The sequence below is a fragment of the Streptomyces sp. NPDC053431 genome, assembly GCF_044544925.1.
GTDB lineage: Bacteria > Actinomycetota > Actinomycetes > Streptomycetales > Streptomycetaceae > Streptomyces.
Map to the genome: position 1 here is coordinate 146335 of NZ_JBITXX010000011.1, position 21254 is coordinate 167588.

The following is a 21254-nucleotide window of genomic DNA, read 5'->3' on the forward strand; positions in this document are numbered from 1 at the left end:
CTCCCGCGGCCGGCCCCGAGGGCTCACCTCCCGCGGGCGCGGTAGGCCGCCACCGTCCGCTCCAGCGCCTCCTCGGCCGGGGTGGCGACGGCGCCGAGCCGGTCCCGGACGAGGCCGGAGTCGACGACGAACGGCTCGGCGAACTCGTAGCGCATCTCGATGAGTTCGCGCACCGTGGGGTTCACCGCGCCCATCGCGTACAGCGCGAAGGTCGGCAGCCGGCGCAGCCGGGCGGCGCCGGTCCGGCCGGTGGCGCGGTGGGCCAGGTCGACGAGCTCGCGGGTGGTGCGGGTGTGCGGGTCGTTGGGCAGGTGCCAGACGTGGCCCGGGGCGTCGGGGTGGCTGCCCAGCAGGGCCAGCGCCTCCCCGATGTCGGGGATGAAGGTGTACGTGTGCGGCTGGTCCGGATCGCCGAGGACGGTGGCGGTGCGGCCGGCGAGGAGGGCCGGGAAGACCAGGTCGCCGAGGTTGGACTGCTTGCCGCCGCGCGGCCCGAAGTAGTCGGAGGCGCGCCCGATCGCCACCTCCACGCGCCCGGCCCGGTGCGCGTCGAGCAGGTCCCGGGCCATCCGGCCGCGGAGCCGGCCCTTGCGGGTGGTCGCGGCCTCGGGGGTCTTCTCGGTGAACGGGCGGCCGTCGGGCGCCCCGTAGCTGTAGACGTTGTCCATCGACACCATCCGGGCGCCGGCCGCCTCGGCCGCGGCGAGCACCCCGGCCTGGAGTGCCGGGAACTCCTGTGGCCAGCGGTGGTAGGGCGGGTTGAGCGCCTGGTAGACGACGGCCGCGCCGGCCGCGACGGCGGTGGCGAAGGCGGGATCGGCCGCGTCGCCGGCGGCCACCTCGACCCCGTCGGGGACGTCCGCGCGTCCGGACCGGTTGACCACCCGCACGGACTCGCCGCGGCGGACCAGCGCCTCGGCGACGGCCGTGCCCACGGCGCCGGAGCCGAAGATCACGTGACGGGGCGTGCTGGTGTGCTTCATGCGTCGACCTCGCGGAGTGAGCCCGGACCGGTGGTCCGGCCGGGACGGGTGGCGGGCAGGAGTCCGTGGAGCAGGACGCCGGAGAGGGCGGAGAAGGTGAGCGCGCCGGTGGCGCCGAAGACCGTGAACCGCGCGTCCACCCCGACTCCGGCGAGGGTGGTCACCGTCCAGCCGGCGGCCCACAGGAACGGCGTCGCCGCCGCCCATAGCCACCGTAGCCGGGTGGCCCGCGGCAGGGCGCAGGCCTGGGCCAGGCCGAGCAGGACGCCTTCGACGGCGCCCATGAGCGCCAGCGAGCCGAGGTCGGTCCGGTGGTCCACCAGGGTGGAGCCGAGCAGCAGTCCGAGCCCGCTGCCGGCGGCGGTGGCGGCGGACCAGCGCGGCGGGCTCAGCCGGCCGGACGAGACGAGCGCCTGTCCGGCGCCGATCACCGCCCCGGTCACGACCCCGCCCACCAGGGCGCTCGTCGCGCCGTCGACCGGACCGGCCGCCGCGCGGCCGGCGAGACCGGCGATCGGGAACGCCAGGAAACCGGCCGTCCACCGGATCCAGGCCCGCGGTGCGGGCCGCTGGGGGACGCGGATGAGGACGCGCATCAGGGCCACCTCCAATTTCTGTACGCCGTGCAATTAATGTACGCCGTGCAAAAATGAGCCGTCAAGGTGTCGAGGCAGGACGGACGAGGAGGCGTTACGGATGGCACAGGACACGCCGTCGGCGAAGCGGGGCCGCAAGCGGGCGGTCGGCGAGGACGAGGTGGTCGCGGCGGCCATCCGGCTGCTCGGCGGCCGCGGCGCCGACGCGGTGAGCATCCGGGGGATCGCCGCCGAACTGGGACTCGCGCCGAACGCCGTCTACACCTACTTCCCGGACCGGGCCGCGGTGGTCGGCGCGGTGGTCGAGCACCTGCTCGGCGAGACCGACCTCGCGGCGCTCGCCGACCGCGACACGCCCTGGCGGGACCGCGTCCACGCCCTCGCCGCCGACCTGCGCCGCCGCCTGCTGGCCCACCCCGGAGCGGTCACCCTGCTGCTCTCCGGCCCGATGGACGGCCCGAACGCCCTCGCGCTCGGCGAAGCGCTCCTCACGGTCCTCGCGGACGCCGGCCTCGACCCGACCGAGGCCGCCCGCGCCTCCTACCTGCTGATCGTCCAGGTCCTCGGCGCGATCGCCCTGGAGGCCGCCGAACTCCCCACCCCCGCACCGGCCCCACCGGTCGAGGAGCGGGTCGCGGCCCGCCGCGAACAACTCCGCGCCGTCCCCGCCGGCCTCTACCCGCGCACCGCCGAAGCCGCGGACACGATCGCCGCGTACGTCTCGGACGAGCAGTTCACGTGGAACCTCGACCGGGTCCTGGACGGCGTCGCGGGGCGGGCGCGGGGCTGACCCCCGCCGGTGATCAGGCCGGTGAGCCCGCCGCGCGGAAGGTGCGCCGGTAGGCCGTCGGGGTCACCCCGATGGCGGTCTGCAGGTGCACCCGCAGCGACTGGGCGGTGCCGAAGCCGGAGTCGTGGGCGATCTGGTCGACCGGCAGGTCGGTCGACTCCAGGAGGTGCCGGGCCCGTTCCACGCGCTGCTGGGTGAGCCACTGGCCGGGGCTGACGCCGACCTCCTCGCGGAAGCGGCGGGTGAAGGTCCGCACGCTCATCGACTCCCGTACCGCCAGGTCCCGCAGCTGGATCGGCTCGTGCAGGTGGGCCAGTGCCCAGGCCCGGGCCGCGGTCGTGGTCGACGTCCCCGGCTCGGGCAGCGGCCGCGCGATGTACTGCGCCTGCCCGCCGTCCCGGTGCGGGGGCACGACGGTGCGCCGGGCCACCTCGTTGGCGACGCCCGTGCCGTGGTCGCGGCGCACGATGTGCAGACACAGGTCGATGCCCGCGGCGACACCGGCGGAGGTGAGCACGTCCCCGTCGTCCACGAACAGCACGTCCGCGTCCACCCGCACCTTCGGGAAGAGCCGCTGGAAGTGGTCGGCGGAGGCCCAGTGGGTGGTGGCCGGGCGCCCGTCCAGGAAGCCGGCGGCGGCCAGCACGTACCCGCCGGTGCAGATGGACACGAGCCGCGTGCCGGGCCGCACGTGCGCGAGGGCCGCCGCCAGCTCCCCGGTGAGCCGGCCCTCCTCGTACACCGGCCCGAGCTCGTACGAGGCGGGCACCACCACCGTGTCCGCGGTGGCCAGGATCTCGGGGCCGTGCTCGACGTGCACGGCGAAGTCCGCGTCGGTCGGCACCGGCCCGGGGGCGGTCCCGCAGGTCACGATCTCGTACAGCGGCCGCCCCTCGGGGTCCTTGGCGCGGCCGAAGATCCGGTGCGGGATGCCCAGTTCGAACGGCAGGAGGCCGGGGAGGGCGAGGACGGCGACGCGATGGGGCCGCAGGGGTCGCACGGATCGCACGGTGAGATCCCTCCGTAAAACAGTGGTGGTCCAGACCACGTGCTGGTACGTGTGTCTGTTCGTGACGGACAACACGTACAAGTCTGAGGCCGCCGAGCGGATTCCCGTACCGCGGCCGGCCCCCGCGGCCACGCCGGCCCCCGCATCGGCGCCGGCCGAGCCGCCCGCCCTGTGGAGTCGCAACTTCCGGCTCTTCTTCGTCGCCCGCGCGGTCGCCGTCCTCGGCGAGGGCATGGTCCCGGTCGCCTTCGCCGCCGGACTCATCGGCGCCGGGCACCCCGGCTCCTCCGTCGGCTACGCGCTCGGACTGTGGACTGCGGCCTTCGCCTGCTTCGTGCTCTTCGGCGGGGTGCTGGCCGACCGCTTCACCGCCCGCCGCATGATGATCGCCGCCGATCTGCTCCGGCTGCCCGGCACGGTGCTCCTCGCGGTCACCTTCGCGCTCGGCAGCCCGCCGCTGTGGGCCGTGTACGTGCTGTCCGTGGTCAGCGGCGTCGGCGCCGCGCTCTTCCAGCCCGGCGTCGCCTCCACGATCCCCCGCATCGCCTCCGACGTGCAGCGCGCCAACGCCGTCCTGCGGGTCGTCGAGGCCCTGATGACCATGGCGGGCCCGGCCCTCGCCGGTCTGCTCGTCGCCGTGTGGAACGCGGGCGCGGCCTGGGCCGTCAACGCCTCCGTCTTCGCGGTCAGCGCGGTCTGCTTCCTCCTCATGCGGATCGCCCCCGTCCCCTCCGACGGCATCCGACGCGGTTCGATGACCGCCGAACTGGCCCTCGGCTGGCGTGAGTTCCGCTCCCGGAGCTGGCTGTGGGGGGTCATCGCCATCTGGACGGTCTACGGGCTGACCGTGGCGGGCCCGATGGTGCCGCTCACCGCGAGCCTGGTGACCGAGGACCACGGCTCGGCCACGTACGGCGTGCTCATGGCGGTCAACGGCGCGGGCAGCGCGGTCGGCGGCCTGCTCGCGCTGCGGCTGCGCCCGGTCCGCCCGCTCGCGGCCGGTGCGATCGCCCTGCTCGGCCTGCCGGTGAACCTGCTGCTGCTCGGGACGGGCTCGCCGGTGCCGCTGCTCGGCGCGGGCCAGTTCGTCGGCGGCGCGGCCTTCGCCTTCTGGCTGGTCATGTGGTCGACCTCGGTCCAGACGCACGTCCCGCAGGACGCGCTGAACCGGATGCACGCGTACGACGTGGCCGGATCCCTGCTGATGATGGGCGTCGGCCGGGCCCTGTCCGGGCCGGTCGCGGCCCTGGTGGGCACGGAACGGCTGTTGCTGGCGGGGGCGGGCATCGCCGTGCTCGTGGTGGCGGCGCTGCTGGCGGTGCGCCCGATCAGGACGCTCCCGAGGGCGACGGCCGGGGCGTGACGGGGGGCCGGGCCGTGGGGGTAGGCAAGGCGGGGCCAGGTGGTCCCCGCCTGGCCGGCGCGCCCGGGCGGTCCCATGGCCTGATCCGTTGGAAAGCTGTCGTTCGGGCCAATGGTGGGTGAGGGCTCCGCTCGCCATGCTGAATGACGTGACCCAGACAACCGAGACGCCCGAGACGCCCGCCTCCTCCGCCCGTCCCCCCGCCGGCCCCCTCCGGACGCCGCGCGTGCACCGCGGGTGGTTCGTCGCCGCCGTCACCTTCGTCACGATCATCGGCGCGGCGGCCTTCGCGTCCCTGCCCGGCCTGCTCATCGAGCCGCTGCACGGCGAGTTCCACTGGTCGCGCGGCGCGATCGGCTTCGCGGTGTCGGTGAACCTGGCGCTGTACGGCCTGACGGCGCCCTTCGCCGCCGCCCTCATGGACCGGTTCGGCATCCGCCGGGTCGTCGCGGTGGCGCTGAGCGTCATCGCGCTCGGCTCGCTCCTCACGGTGTGGATGACGGCCACCTGGCAGCTGGTCCTCTACTGGGGCGTCCTCGTCGGCCTCGGCAGCGGCTCCATGGCCCTCGCCTTCGCGGCGACCGTCACCAACCGCTGGTTCGTGGCGAGGCGCGGTCTGGTGACCGGCATCCTCACGGCGGCCGGCGCCTCCGGCCAGCTGATCTTCCTGCCGCTGCTGTCCTGGCTGGTCGAGCACCACGGCTGGCGCCCGGCCGCCGTGACCGTCGCCCTGGCCGCGCTCGCCGTCGTCCCGTTCGTCTGGCTGCTGCTCCGCGACCACCCGGCGGACGTCGGCCTCGCCCCGTACGGCGGGGAGTACGCGGAGAAGCCCGCGCCCGTGACCGGCGCCGCCCGCCGCGCGGTCACCGTCCTTCTCAAGGCGGCCCGCACCGGCCCCTTCTGGCTGCTCGCCGGTACCTTCGCGATCTGCGGCGCCTCGACGAACGGCCTGGTCAAGACCCACTTCGTGCCCGCGGCCCATGACCACGGCATGCCCGTCCAGGCGGCGGCCGGACTCCTCGCGGTCATCGGGGTCTTCGACGTCGTCGGCACGATCGCCTCCGGCTGGTTCACCGACCGCTTCGCGCCGCGCCGGCTGCTCGCCGTCTACTACGCCCTGCGCGGCGTCTCGCTCCTCTTCCTGCCGATGCTCCTCGCCCCGGCCGTGCACCCTCCGATGATCTTCTTCATCGTCTTCTACGGCCTCGACTGGGTCGCCACCGTCCCGCCGACCATCGCGCTGTGCCGTGAGCACTACGGCGCCGACAGCGCCATCGTCTTCGGCTGGGTCCTCGCCTCCCACCAGGTCGGCGCCGCCGTCATCGCCTTCGCGGGCGGCGTCGCCCGCGACGTCTTCGGCTCCTACGACATCGTCTGGTACGCCTCGGGCGCCCTGTGCGCGGCGGCGGCCCTGATGGCCCTGGTGATCCGCCGACCGGGGGCCCGGGCACTTCCGGCGGTGTAGGGGGCGGGCTGGGGCGTCCCGGTGTGAGGTCAGCCGGCGAACCGGCCGAAGCGGCCCCGGTGGAAGAGCAGCGGGTCCCCGTCCTCCCCGGGGGCGCCCAGTGCCTCCACCCGGCCCACCACGATGAGGTGGTCGCCGCCCGTGTGGACCGCGGCGATCACGCAGTCCACCCAGGCCGGGGCGTCAGGGAGGCGGGGTGAGCCGGTCGACGGGGCCGGGACCCAGTCCACGCCCGCGAACTTGTCGGCGCCGCTCACCGCGAACGCCCGGCACAGGCCGCCCTGTCCCGCCCCCAGGATGTTGACGCAGAAGCGCCCGGCGCGGGCGATCCGGGGCCAGGTCGTGGACGTACGGGCGACCATGAAGGCGACCAGCGGCGGGTCGAGCGACAGCGAGGCGAAGGACTGGCAGGCGAAGCCCGCCGGTCCGTCGGCGTCGAGCGCGGTCACGATCGTGACGCCGCTCGCGAAGTGCCCGAGCACGCGGCGGAACTCGGCCGGATCGACGGGCAGCCGCTCGTCGTCCCGGACCGCCCGGAGCGCGGGGCGGGGCAGGGCTTCCACGGCCGTGGGCGCTCCGGCCGACCTGAGGTATCGGACGGCGGTGGCCGCCATCCCAGCGTGTCCCATCACACCGTCATTGAAGCTGACGGGGCGTCAGATGAGAACCCCCGCGGGTCGGTCCGTCGCGCCGGTCAGAGGTCGAGCACCCGGACGGCATCACTGGAGGAGATCGTGACGTAGGCGCGGTGGCCGTCCCGGGTCAGCGCGACCCGGTCGGGGAAGCCGCCGACCCCGATCGTCCCGACCACCTTGTCGGTGCTCGTGTCGATCACGGACAGCGTCTTCGACTGGACGTTCGCGACGTAGACGCGTCCGCCGTCGGCGCTCATCACGATGTCGGTGGGCTTCAGCCCCACCGGGATCGGCCCGGCGGTCACCTTTCCGGTGCCCGTGTCGACCACGGACACGGTGCCCCCCTGGTCGGTGACGTAGAGACGCTGCCCGTCCGGCGTCACGGCCACCCCGGCCGTGAAGTTCCCGATGCGGCCCGGCCATCCGACGACCCTGTCCGTCGCCGTGTCGATCACCGACAGGGAGGCGGGCGTCCCGTAACCGTTGTTGGTGACGTACACCCGCCGCCCGTCGGGAGAGACCGCCACGTCGACGGGTGTGCTGCCGACCTTGATGTCGGCGGTCTTCCTGCCCGTCGTCGTGTCGATCACGGAGACGGAGTTCGAGAACGCGTCGGCGACATAGGCGCGCCGGCCGTCGGCGCTGATCGCCAGCCCCCGCGGTTCCTCGCCGACGCGGATGTCGGCGACCCGCGTGCCGCTCGCCGTGTCGACCACCGACACGTCGTCCGACCCGGCGTTGGAGACGTAGGCGCGCCGGCCGTCGGGCGTGAGCGCCACGTCGACCGGTCGGAGGCCGACGGGGATACGGGCGACGACCTTCCGGGCAGCCGTGTCGACCACCGTCACGCGGGCCTCCTCGTACGCGGTGACGTAGGCGTGACTCCCGTCGGACGTCAGCGCGATGCCGTACGGGCGGCCGGGGACGGTGACGTACGGCCGCGCGGGTGGGGGAGTCGGCGACGTCACGGACGTCGCCGTCGTCGGGGCCACCAGCGCGCCCGCGAGGGCGAGAAGGACGGCCGACGCGAGCCGGGCCGCACGATGCCGACGGGAAGAGCGGGTGCTCATGGCGCCTCCTGCCCCTCTCCCAGGATCGCGCGTCCGCCCCCACCCGCAACCGCGGTGCCTCCGGCCCCAAGACCGCAACCGCGGTGCCTCCGGCCCCCCACCCGCAACCGCGGCGCCCTCCGCCCCCGCCTCACCGTCCCTCGTACACCGGCGTCCGCCGTTCCACGAACGCCGCCACCCCCTCCTGCGCGTCCCGCGACGCCATGCAGATCTCCTGGGCCGTCGCCTCCGCGGCGAAGGCGGTGGCGCGGTCGGACTCCAGGGAGGCGTTGACCAGTTGCTTGGTGAGGGCCAGGGCCCGGGTCGGGCCCTGGGCGAGGCGTTCCGCCCACTCGCGGGCCGTCTTCTCCAGGTCCTCCGCCGGTACGACCCGGTTGACCAGGCCCATCGCCCGCGCCTCGGCGGCCGGGAGGGCGTCGCCGAAGAACATCAGCTCCTTCGCCCGCTGCGGCCCCACCAGGCGCGGCAGCAGATACGCCCCGCCGCCGTCCGGGACGATCCCGCGCCGCACGAAGACCTCGACGAACGTCGCCGACTCCGCCGCGAGCACCAGGTCGCACGCGAACGCCAGATGCGCCCCGATCCCGGCGGCCGTCCCGTTCACCGCCGCGATCACCGGCTTCTCGCAGTCCAGTACGGCCCCGATGAACCGCTGCGCGCCCTGCCGGATCATCCGCGCGACGTCCCCGGCGACCCTCTCCCGGCCCTCGGCCGCCGTCGGCGGGCCGCCGCGCAGGTCCGCGCCCGCGCAGAAGCCCCGCCCGGTGGCCGTGACGACCACCGCCCGTACGCCCGGGTCGGCCGAGGCGTCGGCCAGGAGCGCGATGATCCGCTCCCGCTGGTCCCAGGTGACGGCGTTCATCGCCTCCGGCCGGTTGAGCGTGATCCACGAGACGCCGTTCTCGACGGCGTGCAGGACGTCCTCCACGTACGGTCCCCTCCTCAGCGGCACACCGCGAGCGCGTCCAGGGCCACCGCCCCCTGCCCGCGCGGCAGCACCATCAGCGGATTGATGTCCAACTCGGCCAGCAGCCCGTCGAGTTCGAGCGCCATCCGCTGCACCCGCAGCACGACCTCCACGAGCGCGTCCACGTCGGCCGCCGGCGCGCCCCGCACCCCGTCGAGCAGGGCCCGGCCGCGCAGTTCGGCGAGCATGTCCCGGGCCTCCCGCTCCCCGAAGGGCGGCACGCGCACGGCCGCGTCGTTCAGGACCTCCACCAGGACGCCCCCGAGCCCGACCGTGACCGTCGGACCGAAGAGCGGGTCGTGGGTCACGCCCACCACCATCTCGACCCCGCGCCCCACCATCTGGCAGACCAGGACGCCGTCCAGGTCGATGCCCTCGTAGCGGGCGATGTCGGTCAACTCCCGGTAGGCGTCCCGGATCTGGCTCGCCGAGGTCAGGCCGACCTTCACCAGGCCCAGCTCCGTCTTGTGGGCGAGCTGCGGTCCCGAGGCCTTCATGACGACCGGATAGCCGACCAGGCCCGCCGCCCGTACGGCCGCGGCGGCGCTGGTCACCAGCTGCTCGCGCGGCACCCGTATCCCGTACGCGCGCAGCAGCTGCTTCGCCGCGTGCTCGCTGAGCCGGTGGCCGGGCCGCATCAGGGCCTGTGCCTTGCGGAAGGAGGGGGAGGGGGTGCGCGGGGCCTCGTCGAAGGGGGAGCGGTAGCCGGTGGTGAAGCGGTGGTGGTCGAGGTACGCCTTGACCGCGCCGATGCAGTTGCCGAAGGTGCGGAAGGTGGCCACCCGCGAGGAGCCGAGCAGGGTGGTCCGGTAGGCCTCCTCGGTGCCGACGGGGGAGCCCCACACCACGCAGATCAGCTTGTCGGTCCGTTCGGCCGCGTCGACGAGGTCCTGCGCGAGCTTGTCGCTCATGGGCGGGAAGGGGCCGGTGATCGGACAGATCAGCACCCCCACCTCCGGGTCGGCGAGGATCGCGTCGATGATCTTCCGGCCGCGCCAGTCGCCCACCGGGTGCCCGCCGTTGTCGACCGGGTTGGCCACGCTCAGGTAGTCCGGGATCCACTGGTGCAGCTCGTCCTGCTTGGCCTGCGAGAGCCTCGGCAGGGAGAGGCCGGCGGCGGTGGCCAGGTCGGAGAAGTGGGCGCCGGTGCCGCCGGAGATGGAGTAGACGACGACTCCTTCGGCGACCGGCCGGCGGGCCCGGGCGAGCAGCGCCGCGGTGTCCTGCAGCTGGTCGAGCCCGTCGACCCGGATCACCCCGAACTGGCGCATGGCCGCGTCGACGACCTGGTCGGCGCCGGTGAGCTTGCCGGTGTGCGAGGCGGCCATCCGGGCCCCGGCCTCGGTGCGGCCGACCTTCACGGCGACCACCGGCACCCGGCGGCGGGCGGCCTGGTCGGCGGCGAGCAGGAAGGACCGCCCGTCCTTCAGTCCCTCCACGTAGCAGGCGATGGCCCCGACCTCGGGCCGGTGGGCGAAGTACGAGATGAAGTCGGCGGTCTCCAGGTCGGCCTCGTTGCCGGTGGGCGCCCAGTGCGAGAGCCGGACGCCCAGCTCCTGCAGGGTGAAGACGGGCCGGCCCTGGTGGCCGGACTGGGTGATGAGCGCGACGGCGGGCCCGTCGAGGTCCTCGCGGAAGCGCTCGAAGGCGTTGAGGTTGGTGTTGGGGCCGAGCAGCCGGAGCCCGGACCGGCCGACGGCGGCGGCGAGCCGCTCCTGGGCCCGCGCGCCGGCCTCGCCGGTCTCGGCGAAGCCGGAGGCGAAGGCGACGGCGAACCTCACCTTGGTCGCGGCCAGTTGCTCGATCACCGGCAGCGGGTCGGCGACGAGGAGGACGGCGAGGTCGACGGAACCGTCGAGGTCCGCCACCGAGGCCACGCAGTCGATGCCGAAGACGGCGCTACGGGTCGGGTGCACCGGCACCACGCGCGCGCCGACCCGCTCGGCCCAGTCGAGCAGCTGCCGGGTGATCCCGGTGTTGGGCCGTCCCTCGGTGTCGGAGGCGCCGACCACGGCGACCACCTCGGGCCGGAAGAAGCGGTCGAGATCGGGGACCGGCGCGTGCAGCGGGCGCCCGCTGACGTCCGTATCGCCCTCGAGGGCGGCGACGCCGTGCACGACGGCCCGGGCGGGCTGCTCGCCGCAGGCGTCGACGCGGGCGCGGAGGTCTGTGGTGAAGGTGCCGTGAGTCGATCCAAGCATCGTGTCGCTCCGCCCGTCCGTTCCGATTCCCGTCCGATTCCTTTCTCTGACGCTCAGTCAGATTACAGAACTGACGGGCTGTCAGGAATGGCCGTGACGCGGCACCTTCGGCGTCGGCGCGTGGCGATTCTGTGTGCGCAGGGCGCCCGCTGCCCAGAAAAGCGCGCGGCGACCGCGTCCGGGCACCCGATTTCAGGCCTTCTGCCGTGCCTCTCGGCCCCAGCCCCGTGCCTCTCGGCCCCAGCCCCGTGCCTCTCGGCCCCAGGCCCGTGCCTCCCGGCCCCAGGCCCGTGCCTCCCGGCCCCAGCCCCGAGCCTCCCGGCCTCTGCCCGAGCCCGCCGGCCCCGGGCCGACCGCCCCCGCTCAGGCCTTCGGCGCCGCCGGTCGAGCCACCCGCGCCGCCACGAGCAGGAACAGCCCGCAGGCCGCCACCAGCCACCACCCGGCGCGGGAGGCGCCGGGGAGCTCCACCGGGGCGACGCCCGTGACGAGCGCGCCCGCGACCGCGATGCCGACCGCCGAGCCGACCTGGCGCGCGGTCGAGGTGATCGCCCCGGCCACGCCCGCCCGGGAGGGCGGAAGGCCGCCCACCGCCGTGTTGGTCAGCGGCGCGTTGGCGAAGCCGAAGCCGATGCCGATCAGCAGGTACGCGGTCAGGAGCAGCGGCAGCCCGGTGTCACGGCCGAGACCCACGAGACAGAGGCCGCCCGCCGTGGTGAACGCGCCCGCGAGGAGCAGCGGTCGGCGCGCCCCGTACCGCCCGACGAGATGGCCCGACCACGGCGCGCAGACGGTGGCGCCGAGCGCCATCGGCAGGGTCGCGAGGCCCGAGGCCAGCGGGGTCAGGCCGCGGGTGTGCTGGAGGTAGAGCGTGGTGAGCAGCAGGCTCACGTTCAGCGCGACGAACACCGCCGTGGCGCCGAGGACCGCCGTCGCGAACGCGGGCCGCCGGAAGAGGCCCAGGTCCATCAGGGGCTCCGGCCGGCGCCGCTCGACGAGCACGAACCCGCCCGCGGCGAGTCCCGCCAGGGCGTAGCCGGCCAGCGCGGCGGGCGAGCCCCAGCCGAGGCGCGGCCCTTCGATGAGCACGCCCACGGTGAGGCCGAGCGTCACGGTGAGCAGCGCCTGCCCCGGCAGGTCGAGCCGCCGGGCGCGCTGCCCGCGGGACTCCGGCACGAAGAGCGCGACCAGGACGAGGGCGAGGACGACGACCGGCGCGTTGATCCAGAACACCGAGCGCCAGCCGAACGCCGCGATCAGCGCCCCGCCGGTCACCGGCCCCGCCGCCATGCTGAGCCCGAAGACCGCCGCCCACACCCCGATCGCGCGGGCCCGCTCGCGCGGGTCGGGCATCGCGCCGACGACGATCGCCAGCGCCACCGGGCTCAGCATCGAGGCCCCGATCCCCTGGACCGCGCGGGCGGCGACGAGCGCGCCGAGCGAGGGGGCGAGGGCGCAGGCGAGCGAGGACAGACCGAAGACCACGAGGCCGGTGCGGAAGACCCGGCGGCGCCCGAAGCGGTCGGCGAGCGCGCCGGACACGACGAGCAGGGCGGCCAGGACGACGGTGTACGCGTCCACGACCCACTCGAGGCCGCGGGTGCCCACGCCGAGCCCGCGCCCGATCTCGGGCAGCCCGACGTTGACGATGGTGGTGTCCACGCCGACCAGGAACATGCTCAGCGCGCAGACGGCGAGCACCGTCCAGCGCCGCCGGGGGCTCAGCCCGACCGTGGTGGGTGTGGTCATGACATTGGTGGCCATGGGGGTCCTTCCCTACGGGGACGACGGATGCGCCCATGCTCGGAGCGGCCCCCTCCGCCCGCCCAGGAAGTTTGCGAACATCGCAAAATGGCCCCATGGACCCTGAGACCGCGGAGATCCTCGACGGCATCGGACCCCGGCTGCGCGCCCTGCGCCACGACCGCGGGCTCACGCTCGAAGCGCTCGCCGAGGAGACCGGCATCTCGGTGAGCACCCTCTCGCGCGTCGAGTCGGGCGTGCGCCGCCCGACCCTCGACCTGCTCATCCCGCTCGCCCGCGCCCACCGCGTCGCGCTCGACCAGCTGGTGGCGGCCCCGGCCACCGGGGACCCGCGGGTCCATCTCCGGCCCCGCAGCCGGGGGCGCGGCAGCGTTCTGGTGCCGCTGACGCAGTACCCCGGCCGGGTCCAGGTCTTCAAGCAGGTCCTCGCCCACCGCGAACCGAAACTGGTGACCCACGGGGGCTACGAGTGGCTGTACGTCCTCGCGGGCGAGCTCCGCCTCGTCCTCGGCGACCGCGAGGTCACCCTCCGCCCCGGCGAGGTCGCGGAGTTCGACACCGCCGAACCCCACTGGTTCGGCCCGGCGGGCGCCGAGGCGGTGGAGATCCTCCACCTCTTCGGCCCGCACGGCGACCAGGCGGTGGTCCGGACGGCACCGGAGCACGCACCGGAGCCCCGAGGGGGTGACTCGTCCCCTAGGAAGTGACCACCCGCGCCGCGGCCGTCCGCCGCGCGATCCGCCGGGCTATCCGCTCCGCGTCGATCGCCATCTCGCGGAACATCCCGCTGATCGGGTTGGTGAAGCCGGTGAAGTAGAGGCCGGGCGCGTCGGCGGGGCAGCGGGCGCCGCGGGTCACGGGCCGGCCGTCGGCGTCCAGGACGCCGAGGTGTCCGAGCAGGGGTTCCAGGGCGCGCCGGTAGCCGGTCGCGGCGATGACCGCGTCGGGGGTGATGCGGGAGCCGTCGGCGAGGACGACCTCGGCGCCGTCGAAGGAGTCGACGGCGGCCACCGGTTCGACCTTGCCGGCCCGTACGGCGGCGACCAGGCCCACGTCCTGCACCGGGACCGCGCCCTGGAGCACGCGCGTGTAGAGGCCGCCGGTGGGCCGGGGCAGTCCGTGCTCCGAGAGGTCGGCGGCGAGGAACCGCCCGAGCAGCCCGGTCAGTCGGTCCACCAGGCCGGTCGGAAGCCGCCGCACCAGGATGCCGCTGCGCTGGGAGGGCCAGCCGAGCGTGGCACGGCGCACGATGTACGGCGCGGTGCGCACCGCGAGCCGTACCCGGGCGGCGCCGCCCTCGGCGAGGTCGGCGGCGATCTCGGCGCCGGTGTTGCCGGCGCCGACGACGAGCACGTCCCGGCCCTGGTACGGCGTGGGGTTGCGGTACGTGCCGGCGTGCACGAGCTCGCGGCCGGGCGTCCCGGCGTAGGCATCGGCACCCGGCCAGCTCGGGACGCGGGGCGTGTGGTTGTAGCCGGTGGCGACGACGACGGCGCTGCCGACGAGACGCCGTCCGCCGGTCGCGTGCAGCACCCAGAGGTTCTCGGCCCGGGACTCCGCGCGCTCGACGCGGGTCACCTCCACGCCGGTGACGATCTCCAGGTCGTGGAACTCGGCGTACGTCTCCAGGTAGCGCACCACGTCCGCGCGGGCGACCCAACGGCCGAAGGAGCGGGGCATCTTCAGGCCGGGCAGGGCGGAGAGCCGGCGGGTGGTGTGCAGCCGCAGCCGGTCGTAGTGGTGGCGCCAGGAGTGGCCGACGGCGTCGGACTTCTCCAGGACGACGGCCCGTACGCCCCGCGCGCGCAGGGCGGCGGCGACGGCGAGCCCGCCGGGTCCGCCGCCGATGACGTAGACGGGGTGGGGCTGGGGGGTGACGGTCATGACTTCTGAGCGTAATGACGCGTACACGTCGTGGGTCTCGGTCAAGAGGGAGTTCGGTTGCGAATCGGTCACGCCTGCAGAGGTTCGGCAGAGGTCTTGCGGAGAGGGGTCCCCATCCGCTGAACTGACGGCTTAACTGACGACCCATCAGATCTGCTTCCCGAAGGGCGGGCGGGGCACATGCGGACGATCTGGCTCACCGGCGCCGAATGGCTCGCCGTCCTCCGTATCGGTCTCGGCCTGTGGTGGCTGGAGAGCTGGCGCCACAAGGACCGCGAGGGCTGGTTCGAGCGCGGGACCGGCATCGCCTGGGCGGCCGACGTCGCGTCCCGGCACAGGTGGGCGGCCGTGCGGAACGGCTTCGACACGATCGTCGCCCCGCGCCCCAAGCTCATGGCGTACGTGGTCGTCTACGCCGAACTCGCCCTCGGCCTCGGCCTGGTCACCGGCCTGCTGACCCCCGTCGCCCTCGTCGGCGGCCTGCTCCTCAACCTGCTCTACCTCACCCTGATGATCCACGACTGGGCCGAACAGGGGCAGAACGCGATGATGGCGCTGATCTCCCTCGTCGCCCTCTTCGCGATGTCCTGGCAGACCTGGTCCCTCGACCACGCGATCGGACTCTTCTGATGACGGGCACCCCCGCGAGCGTCCCGGACGTCGACGCCTTCACCCGCCCCTACTGGGACGCCGCCGCCGAAGGGCGCCTGCTGCTGCGCCACTGCACCGCCTGCGACCGGCCCCACCACTACCCGCGCGAGTTCTGCCCGCACTGCTGGAGCGAGGCCGTCGAATGGCGGCGGGCGAGCGGCCGGGCCGTGCTCTACACGTGGTCCGTGGTGCACCGGAACGACCTCCCGCCCTTCGGCGAGCGCGTCCCCTACGTGGCGGCGGTCGTCGACCTCGCCGAGGGACCCCGGATGATGACCGAGATCGTGGACTGTCCGGAGTCCGCGCTGCGCGTCGGCATGGACCTGGAGGTCGCCTTCCGGGCGGAAGGCGACCTCCAGGTCCCGGTGTTCACGCCCCCGCGCTCCCGCTGACCCGCTCGACCGGGATCCACAGCTGGGAGTCCGTCTCCGCGCCGATCTCCACCGGCCGCGTCCGCAGCAGCTCCGGACCCGGCCGGCTCACGTACGGGTTCGAGGGGAACCACTGCGTGAACACGTCCCGCCACAGCTCCTGCAGGGCGCTCGGATAGGGCCCGTGGTCGTCGAAGACCGCCCAGGTCCCGGCCGGCACGTCGAGGGCGTCGAGCTCCTCGGCCGTCGCGTCGGGGCCGGTGGCCACGCCGATCCAGTAGTCCACCTCGGCCCCCTCCTCCCGGCTGTCGGTCAGGTGCACCACCGCCGAGAGGACCCCCTCGGGCTCCCCGTCGGCCAGCTCCTTCATCCGGACGATCGCCTGCTCGTCCAGGCTCTCCACGTGCGCCGCGGCGGCCGCGTTGACCCCCTTGTGCACGAGCGGGACGGTGGCCTTCCGGCCGACGACCCGGAACGCTTCCTTCTCGACGATCCGGTACCGCATGGTCGTACTCCCTTCGACGACGACACGGAAGGACATGCGCGGCTGTGCCGTGAGCTCCGCACCCGTGCGCCGGGCCTCGCCCGGTCCGATGCCGTGCACCGACCGGAACGCCCGGGCGAACGCCTCGCCCGAGCCGTAGCCGTGGCGCACGGCCACGTCGAGCAGCGTCCGCTCCCCGTCCAGCACCTCGGCCCCGGCGAGCGTCATGCGCCGGCGCCGCACGTACACGGAGAGCGGCATCCCGGCGAGCGCCGAGAACAGGCGCCGGAAGTGGTACTCCGACGTCATCGCGATCCTCGCGACCTCGGCGACGTCGACCTCCCGGTCCGCCTCCGCCTCCAGGCAGCGCTCGATGTGGTCGAGCGCCTGGTTGAGCTGCTCCAGCACGGGTGCGTGTCCTTCCCTCTGGTGCCTTCACCGTAGGAATCACCAGCCTCCCAGGACCCGACGATCCGTGCCCGGAACGGTCGGGTGGCCGGGCCGGGGGACGCCCGCCCGCGCCGGACTTGCGGTTGCCGCTGCGTCAACTCCTACGGTCTTCGTGTGGGGGCCGGAAGGGCCGGCCCCGGCGACGGAAGGACACCGCCGATGACGGCCTGGTCGATCGCGGACGTGGCCCGGATGTCCGGGGTGACGTCCCGGACCCTGCGGCACTACGACGAGATCGGCCTGCTGCCACCGGCGTACGTCGCGGCCGGCGGGCACCGCTACTACGCGGAGCCCCAGCTGCTGCGGCTCCAGCAGATCCTGCTGATGCGGGAGCTGGACGTGGGCCTGCGGGAGATCCAGGCCGTCCTGGACAGCCGGGCCGACCGGGTCTCCGTGCTGCGCGAGCACCACGCACGACTGCTCGCGGAGCGGGACCGGATCGGGACCCTGGCCCGGACGGTGGCCCGCACCATCGCCGATCTGGAGGAACACGAGGAAAGCGAGGACGAGGAGAGCATGGTGAGGATCAACCGACCGGAGAACCTCTTCGAGGGTTTCCGGCCCGACCCCGAGATGGAGGCCGAGGTCCGGGAGCGCTGGCCGGCGGCGTACGAGGAGTCCCGGCAGGCCGTCGAGGCCCTGGACGCGGCGACCACCGAGGAGTGGCAGCGCGAGGTGACCGCGCAGATGATCCGCTTCGCGGAGTTCATGGCCGCCGGCACCCCGGTCGCCGACCCGGCGGTCCAGGCCGAGGTGGACGTGCACTACCGGGGCGTCGCGCGCTTCTGGACCCCGAACGCCGAGGCGTACCGGGGCCTGGCGGCGACCTACGTCGAGGACCCGCGCTTCCGCGAGAACTTCGACCGGATCGCCGACGGTCTCGCCGCGTATCTGCGCGACGCGATGGCCGTCTACGCGGACGCCCGGCTGAGCTGACGCCCGGCTGAGCCGACGCCGGCCGCGCCGACGCCGGCCGGAGCGGGCACACGCCGGCCGGAGCGGGCGCCTGCCGACGGGCTGCAGACCGTCGGCGGCGTCATCGGAGGACGGCCCGGACCGGCGCCCGGCAGGCGCCGAAGCAGTTGCCGACGAGCCCGTGCGTCACCCGCCTCGTTCCCGTCCCGGACGTGTCCCTCCCTGTGGGCATGGCGGCCGACGCCGTGTCGACCACCATGCCGACAGGGAGGGACGTTTCGGCCGAAGGCCGCCGCGTTCGCGCCGGTTCCCTTCGCGCCGGCCGTCACACCGCCGCCGCGAGGGCGGGCGTCCCGGCGAGCGTGGGGTAGTCGTTGTAGCCCTCCTCCCCGCCGGTGTACATCAGGTACTGGTCCCGTACGGGATTGAGCGGCGCGCCGATCCGCAGGCGTTCCACCAGGTCGGGGTTGGCCAGGAAGCCGCGCCCGAGCGAGATCAGGTCGGCCCCGGCGGCCAGCAGCCGCTCACCGGCCGCGCGGCCGCCGTCGGCGGGCAGCGGCACGCCCCAGCCCAGGTTCGGGTTGGCGATCAGCGTGCCCGGCCAGGCCTTCCGGACGGCCTGGAACAGCGGCTGGTCCGGGTCGGCGAAGATGATGTGCAGGTAGGCCAGGCCCTCGTCGGCCAGGGCGGCGACCAGCGCCGTGTAGATCGCCTCCGTCTCGCCGCCCTCGTCGACGCCGTTGATTCCGATCCCGGGCGAGATCCGCAGTCCGACCCGCTCCGGCCCGATCTCCTCGGCCACGGCGCGGACGATCTCGACCAGGAACCGGAGCCGGTGGGCGATCGGCCCGCCGTACGCGTCGGTCCGCCGGTTCGTGTTCGGCGCGAGGAACTGGTGCGGCAGCATCCCGTTGGCCGAGTGCACCTCGACGCCCTCGAAGCCCGCCTCGACCGCCCGCCGCGCGGCGGCGGCGTAGTCGGCGACGGTCGCCCGGATCTCGTCCCGGCTCAGCTTGTGCGGCACGACGGACGGGGTGTGCCCGGCGCGGGTGTGGATCCCGTCGGGCAGCGGCAGCGGCGACGGCGCGACCGGCGTGAGCCCGCTGTTGTCGGGGTGCCCGATCCGGCCGCCGTGCTGCAGCTGCAGGAACATCCGCCCGCCCGCCGCCCGTACGGCCCCGGTCACCGCGCGCCACCCGTCGACCTGCTCCGGGGTGTGGATGCCCGGGATGTCGGGGTAGGTCTGGCCGACGGCGTTCGGCGTCGTGCCCTCGGCGATGATCAGCCCGGCGGAGGCGCGCTGGGCGTAGTGCGTGGCCATGATGGGGGTCGGGACGCCGTCGGCCGAGGCCCGGTTACGGGTCAGCGGGGCCATCACCAGCCGGTTCGGCAGGGAGAGCGGGCCGAGGCGGGTGGGCTCGAAGAGGCGGGAATCTGCGGGGGAGTTCGCGGTGTTCGTCATGCCGGTACCGTAGAAGTTGACACCGGTGTCAGATTCAAGCCTCTTCGGACGGCGAAGTGGAGGACGGGCGATGCGGATCGGTGAACTGGCGAGCCGGAGCGGTGTCAGCGAACGCTCCCTGCGCTACTACGAGAAGCAGGGCATCCTCCGCTCCGAACGCACGCCCGGCGGCCACCGCGACTACGGCGACTGGGCCGTCGACCGCGTCATCCGCATCCAGTCGCTCTACGCGGCCGGCCTCAACAGCCAGAAGATCGCCCAACTCCTGCCGTGCATGCGGGACGTGGACGCCGGTCCGACCGCGCTGACCGACGAGAAGCTCGTCACCGAGCTGACCGCCGAACGCGAACGCATCGACCGCCTCATCGCGGACCTCCTCCGCTCCCGCGAGGTCCTGGACGAGTTCATCGACACCGCGTCGGCGGCCGTCACCCGCTGACGTGCGCCAGGATCTCGGGCGCGGCCTGGGCCAGGGTGTCGAAGTGCCGGTGCGAACCGTCCGCCGGGGTCGGCGTGTTGACGGTCCAGACCGTCATCCCGGCCGCGCGCCCGGAACGCACGCCGGAGGGCGCGTCCTCGATCACGAGGCAGTCGGCCGGGTCCGCGCCCAGCTTCTCGGCGGCCAGGAGGTACGGCACCGGTGACGGCTTCCCCTCGCTGACGCAGGCCGCGTCCACGACCAGTCCGGGCATCGGCAGCCCCGTCCGCTCGAACCGCCCGCGCACCCGGTGCTCGTAGTTCGACGTCACGAGCGCCCACCGGTCGGCCGGCAGCGCGCCCAGCAGCTCGGCGGCACCCTCGAAGGCCGCGTACGTCCCCGTCCGCACGTCCTCGTCCTCCAGCGCGTGCAGGAGGGCGAGGCACGCGTCCGGGTCCGCCCCCGGCGCCACGGCCGCGAACGTCTCCACCGGCCGCGTCCGCAGCGCGACGGCGTACACCTCGGCCCCGTCGAGCCCATGACGGTCCGCCCAGGCGTGCCAGACGCGCCGCTGGTTCTCGACGGCGTCCATGAGGGTGCCGTCGACGTCGAAGAGTACGAAGTTCCTCCCGGTCACACGCCAGAGGCTACGCCCACGAACGCGGCCCAGGCGGAGGGGGTGACGGCGAGCTGGGGGCCGTCGGGGTTCTTGGAGTCACGGATGTGGACGGTGCTGGGGGACTTGGCGACTTCGATGCAGTTGCCGCCCGAGGCGTCGCTGTAGCTGCTCTTGAACCAGGCCAGATCAGCGGTATTCATCGTTCTCCCAGCCGTTTCTCGATCCAGTCCAGGGACTCCCGCTTGGTGAGTGCCTGTGATCGCAGGATCCCATAGCGCTCGGAGTAATGTCGCACCTCTTCCGGGTCGGTGATCAGCCGCGCATGACCGTAGATCTCGGTGTATGCGACCTCGCGCCGCCCCTTGGGCGTCAGCAGGGTGAACGGGCCACCCAGGTAGGGATGTTCCTCGCCGTCCTGGGGGAGGATCTGGAGCTCCACGGTGCGCCGCTGGGCCACTTCGAGGATGCGCAGGAGTTGCTCGCGGTGGACCTTCGGCCCGCCGAACGGTCGGAGCAGGACCGCAGCCTCAAGGACGAAGCTGATCGTCGGGACGGGCCACCTGTCGAAGAGCGCCTGCCGGGAGATCCGGTCGGCCACTCGCTTCTCGATGGTCGCCTCGTCCAGCATGGGGCGGCTGCGCTCGAAGAGTGAGCGCGCGTAGGCAGGTGTCTGCAGGATGCCCGGCACTGCCTGGACCTCGTAGTAGTGGTTGGCGACCGCCTCCGCCTCCTCCTTCGCGAAGCTGCGGAACCAATCCGGATGCCTCACCCGCGCCCGCGCCAACGCCTCCCGCACGTCGTCCACCGCCGCGATCAGGACCCCCTCCGCCCCCAGCACCGGATCCGCCCGGAGCAGGAAGTCCGGCTGCGGGGTCCGTACCCCGCGTTCCACCGCCGAGATCAGGTCCTCGCTACAGTGCGTGGCCTCCGCGAGCTCCGCCTGGCTCAGGCCCGCGTTCCTGCGCAGCACCTTGATGATCTTGCCCAGCGCCCGGAACAGGTGCGCCGTACCGTCGACTTCGGACGGCCGTTCCGGCCGCTCCTCCTCGTTGCCCGACATCCGTACCGCCCTCTTGGCGTGCTCGTACCGCTACTCAGAGTCGTCGTGCCGCCCCTGGTCAGCGTACGACCGGCGGCCCAGTCTCGGGACCATGAAG

22 protein-coding genes are annotated in these 21254 nt (G+C 74.0%); 8 read left to right on the forward strand and 14 right to left on the reverse strand.

Going from position 1 to position 21254, the window contains the following annotated elements; translation table 11 throughout:
• Window positions 1–23: 23 nt before the first annotated feature.
• Together ACIGXE_RS24520 and ACIGXE_RS24525 are read right to left on the reverse strand one after the other, a co-directional pair.
• Entirely contained in the window at window positions 24–983 is a 960-nt protein-coding gene (locus ACIGXE_RS24520) for an NAD-dependent epimerase/dehydratase family protein (protein WP_399750815.1), read from the reverse strand.
• On the reverse strand, window positions 980–1579 hold the full coding sequence (locus tag ACIGXE_RS24525; protein WP_399750817.1) for a hypothetical protein: 600 nt from the start codon (window positions 1577–1579) through the stop codon (window positions 980–982). Before ACIGXE_RS24525 ends, ACIGXE_RS24520 begins: the two co-directional genes overlap by 4 nt.
• A gap of 100 nt (window positions 1580–1679) precedes the next feature.
• Between ACIGXE_RS24525 and ACIGXE_RS24530 the strand changes: the two genes are divergently transcribed.
• Window positions 1680–2369: a TetR/AcrR family transcriptional regulator gene (locus ACIGXE_RS24530; protein ID WP_399750819.1), complete on the forward strand. Its 690-nt coding sequence runs from the start codon at window positions 1680–1682 to the stop codon at window positions 2367–2369.
• A 13-nt stretch (window positions 2370–2382) separates the two neighbouring features.
• Here ACIGXE_RS24530 and ACIGXE_RS24535 read toward each other — a convergent pair whose 3' ends face one another.
• Window positions 2383–3378, reverse strand: a complete 996-nt coding sequence (locus tag ACIGXE_RS24535) for a GlxA family transcriptional regulator (protein WP_399750821.1) — start codon at window positions 3376–3378, stop codon at window positions 2383–2385.
• Window positions 3379–3433: 55 nt separating this feature from the next.
• Between ACIGXE_RS24535 and ACIGXE_RS24540 the strand changes: the two genes are divergently transcribed.
• Both ACIGXE_RS24540 and ACIGXE_RS24545 read left to right on the forward strand, forming a co-directional pair.
• Complete coding sequence (locus ACIGXE_RS24540; RefSeq protein WP_399751080.1) at window positions 3434–4741, forward strand: MFS transporter; 1308 nt, start codon at window positions 3434–3436, stop codon at window positions 4739–4741.
• A gap of 136 nt (window positions 4742–4877) precedes the next feature.
• Window positions 4878–6206 (forward strand): MFS transporter, encoded by a 1329-nt coding sequence (locus ACIGXE_RS24545; RefSeq protein WP_399750823.1) that lies wholly within the window; start codon window positions 4878–4880, stop codon window positions 6204–6206.
• Window positions 6207–6235: 29 nt separating this feature from the next.
• Here ACIGXE_RS24545 and ACIGXE_RS24550 read toward each other — a convergent pair whose 3' ends face one another.
• The 5 genes from ACIGXE_RS24550 to ACIGXE_RS24570 form a co-directional block, all read right to left on the reverse strand.
• Window positions 6236–6820 (reverse strand): flavin reductase family protein, encoded by a 585-nt coding sequence (locus tag ACIGXE_RS24550; protein ID WP_399751082.1) that lies wholly within the window; start codon window positions 6818–6820, stop codon window positions 6236–6238.
• Window positions 6821–6900: 80 nt separating this feature from the next.
• A complete protein-coding gene (locus tag ACIGXE_RS24555; RefSeq protein WP_399750825.1) occupies window positions 6901–7911 on the reverse strand; it encodes a beta-propeller fold lactonase family protein in 1011 nt (336 codons plus the stop codon).
• Window positions 7912–8041: 130 nt separating this feature from the next.
• Complete coding sequence (locus ACIGXE_RS24560) at window positions 8042–8839, reverse strand: enoyl-CoA hydratase/isomerase family protein (protein WP_399750827.1); 798 nt, start codon at window positions 8837–8839, stop codon at window positions 8042–8044.
• A 14-nt stretch (window positions 8840–8853) separates the two neighbouring features.
• A complete protein-coding gene (locus ACIGXE_RS24565) occupies window positions 8854–11079 on the reverse strand; it encodes an acetate--CoA ligase family protein (protein WP_399750829.1) in 2226 nt (741 codons plus the stop codon).
• A 363-nt stretch (window positions 11080–11442) separates the two neighbouring features.
• Window positions 11443–12843, reverse strand: coding sequence for an MFS transporter (locus tag ACIGXE_RS24570; RefSeq protein ID WP_399750830.1), 1401 nt, complete (start codon window positions 12841–12843; stop codon window positions 11443–11445).
• Between the two features lie 95 nt (window positions 12844–12938).
• Between ACIGXE_RS24570 and ACIGXE_RS24575 the strand changes: the two genes are divergently transcribed.
• Window positions 12939–13550, forward strand: coding sequence for a helix-turn-helix domain-containing protein (locus tag ACIGXE_RS24575; protein ID WP_399750832.1), 612 nt, complete (start codon window positions 12939–12941; stop codon window positions 13548–13550).
• Here the strand turns inward: ACIGXE_RS24575 and ACIGXE_RS24580 are convergent.
• On the reverse strand, window positions 13540–14727 hold the full coding sequence (locus tag ACIGXE_RS24580) for a flavin-containing monooxygenase (RefSeq protein ID WP_399750834.1): 1188 nt from the start codon (window positions 14725–14727) through the stop codon (window positions 13540–13542). The two genes, ACIGXE_RS24575 and ACIGXE_RS24580, sit on opposite strands and share 11 nt — an antisense overlap.
• A gap of 180 nt (window positions 14728–14907) precedes the next feature.
• Between ACIGXE_RS24580 and ACIGXE_RS24585 the strand changes: the two genes are divergently transcribed.
• Window positions 14908–15357: a DoxX family protein gene (locus ACIGXE_RS24585; protein WP_399750836.1), complete on the forward strand. Its 450-nt coding sequence runs from the start codon at window positions 14908–14910 to the stop codon at window positions 15355–15357.
• Window positions 15357–15770: a Zn-ribbon domain-containing OB-fold protein gene (locus ACIGXE_RS24590; protein ID WP_399750838.1), complete on the forward strand. Its 414-nt coding sequence runs from the start codon at window positions 15357–15359 to the stop codon at window positions 15768–15770. Before ACIGXE_RS24585 ends, ACIGXE_RS24590 begins: the two co-directional genes overlap by 1 nt.
• Here the strand turns inward: ACIGXE_RS24590 and ACIGXE_RS24595 are convergent.
• Window positions 15748–16641 carry a GyrI-like domain-containing protein gene (locus ACIGXE_RS24595; RefSeq protein WP_399750840.1) on the reverse strand — a complete coding sequence of 298 codons (894 nt, stop codon included), beginning with the start codon at window positions 16639–16641 and terminating at the stop codon, window positions 15748–15750. The genes ACIGXE_RS24590 and ACIGXE_RS24595 overlap by 23 nt on opposite strands.
• Before the next feature lie 201 nt (window positions 16642–16842).
• On the opposite strand from ACIGXE_RS24595, the gene ACIGXE_RS24600 reads away from it, so the two are divergent.
• Window positions 16843–17619: a MerR family transcriptional regulator gene (locus ACIGXE_RS24600; protein ID WP_399750842.1), complete on the forward strand. Its 777-nt coding sequence runs from the start codon at window positions 16843–16845 to the stop codon at window positions 17617–17619.
• A 304-nt stretch (window positions 17620–17923) separates the two neighbouring features.
• Here ACIGXE_RS24600 and ACIGXE_RS24605 read toward each other — a convergent pair whose 3' ends face one another.
• A complete protein-coding gene (locus ACIGXE_RS24605) occupies window positions 17924–19060 on the reverse strand; it encodes an alkene reductase (protein WP_399750844.1) in 1137 nt (378 codons plus the stop codon).
• 70 nt (window positions 19061–19130) lie between these two features.
• Between ACIGXE_RS24605 and ACIGXE_RS24610 the strand changes: the two genes are divergently transcribed.
• Entirely contained in the window at window positions 19131–19499 is a 369-nt protein-coding gene (locus ACIGXE_RS24610) for a MerR family transcriptional regulator (RefSeq protein WP_399750846.1), read from the forward strand.
• Here ACIGXE_RS24610 and ACIGXE_RS24615 read toward each other — a convergent pair.
• From ACIGXE_RS24615 to ACIGXE_RS24625, 3 genes are read right to left on the reverse strand one after another with little or no spacing between them, the layout of a single operon-like run.
• Window positions 19489–20115, reverse strand: coding sequence for an HAD family hydrolase (locus tag ACIGXE_RS24615; RefSeq protein ID WP_399750848.1), 627 nt, complete (start codon window positions 20113–20115; stop codon window positions 19489–19491). The genes ACIGXE_RS24610 and ACIGXE_RS24615 overlap by 11 nt on opposite strands.
• The gene (locus ACIGXE_RS24620; protein WP_399750850.1) at window positions 20112–20297 is read right to left on the reverse strand and encodes a DUF397 domain-containing protein; all 186 of its coding nucleotides are present in this window, start codon (window positions 20295–20297) and stop codon (window positions 20112–20114) included. Before ACIGXE_RS24620 ends, ACIGXE_RS24615 begins: the two co-directional genes overlap by 4 nt.
• Window positions 20294–21157 (reverse strand): helix-turn-helix domain-containing protein, encoded by an 864-nt coding sequence (locus tag ACIGXE_RS24625; RefSeq protein WP_399750852.1) that lies wholly within the window; start codon window positions 21155–21157, stop codon window positions 20294–20296. The genes ACIGXE_RS24620 and ACIGXE_RS24625 overlap by 4 nt, the downstream gene beginning before the upstream one ends.
• Between the last annotated feature and the right edge of the window lie 97 nt (window positions 21158–21254).

Coding starts and splice junctions, on each gene's coding strand:
- ACIGXE_RS24520 (WP_399750815.1), bottom strand. CDS start 983: ATGAAGCACACCAGCACGCCCCGTCACGTGATCTTCGGCTCCGGCGCC.
- ACIGXE_RS24525 (WP_399750817.1), bottom strand. CDS start 1,579: ATGCGCGTCCTCATCCGCGTCCCCCAGCGGCCCGCACCGCGGGCCTGG.
- ACIGXE_RS24530 (WP_399750819.1), top strand. CDS start 1,680: ATGGCACAGGACACGCCGTCGGCGAAGCGGGGCCGCAAGCGGGCGGTC.
- ACIGXE_RS24545 (WP_399750823.1), top strand. CDS start 4,878: ATGCTGAATGACGTGACCCAGACAACCGAGACGCCCGAGACGCCCGCC.
- ACIGXE_RS24550 (WP_399751082.1), bottom strand. CDS start 6,820: ATGGCGGCCACCGCCGTCCGATACCTCAGGTCGGCCGGAGCGCCCACG.
- ACIGXE_RS24555 (WP_399750825.1), bottom strand. CDS start 7,911: ATGAGCACCCGCTCTTCCCGTCGGCATCGTGCGGCCCGGCTCGCGTCG.
- ACIGXE_RS24565 (WP_399750829.1), bottom strand. CDS start 11,079: ATGCTTGGATCGACTCACGGCACCTTCACCACAGACCTCCGCGCCCGC.
- ACIGXE_RS24570 (WP_399750830.1), bottom strand. CDS start 12,843: ATGGCCACCAATGTCATGACCACACCCACCACGGTCGGGCTGAGCCCC.
- ACIGXE_RS24575 (WP_399750832.1), top strand. CDS start 12,939: ATGGACCCTGAGACCGCGGAGATCCTCGACGGCATCGGACCCCGGCTG.
- ACIGXE_RS24580 (WP_399750834.1), bottom strand. CDS start 14,727: ATGACCGTCACCCCCCAGCCCCACCCCGTCTACGTCATCGGCGGCGGA.
- ACIGXE_RS24585 (WP_399750836.1), top strand. CDS start 14,908: ATGCGGACGATCTGGCTCACCGGCGCCGAATGGCTCGCCGTCCTCCGT.
- ACIGXE_RS24590 (WP_399750838.1), top strand. CDS start 15,357: ATGACGGGCACCCCCGCGAGCGTCCCGGACGTCGACGCCTTCACCCGC.
- ACIGXE_RS24600 (WP_399750842.1), top strand. CDS start 16,843: ATGACGGCCTGGTCGATCGCGGACGTGGCCCGGATGTCCGGGGTGACG.
- ACIGXE_RS24605 (WP_399750844.1), bottom strand. CDS start 19,060: ATGACGAACACCGCGAACTCCCCCGCAGATTCCCGCCTCTTCGAGCCC.
- ACIGXE_RS24610 (WP_399750846.1), top strand. CDS start 19,131: ATGCGGATCGGTGAACTGGCGAGCCGGAGCGGTGTCAGCGAACGCTCC.
- ACIGXE_RS24620 (WP_399750850.1), bottom strand. CDS start 20,297: ATGAATACCGCTGATCTGGCCTGGTTCAAGAGCAGCTACAGCGACGCC.
- ACIGXE_RS24625 (WP_399750852.1), bottom strand. CDS start 21,157: ATGTCGGGCAACGAGGAGGAGCGGCCGGAACGGCCGTCCGAAGTCGAC.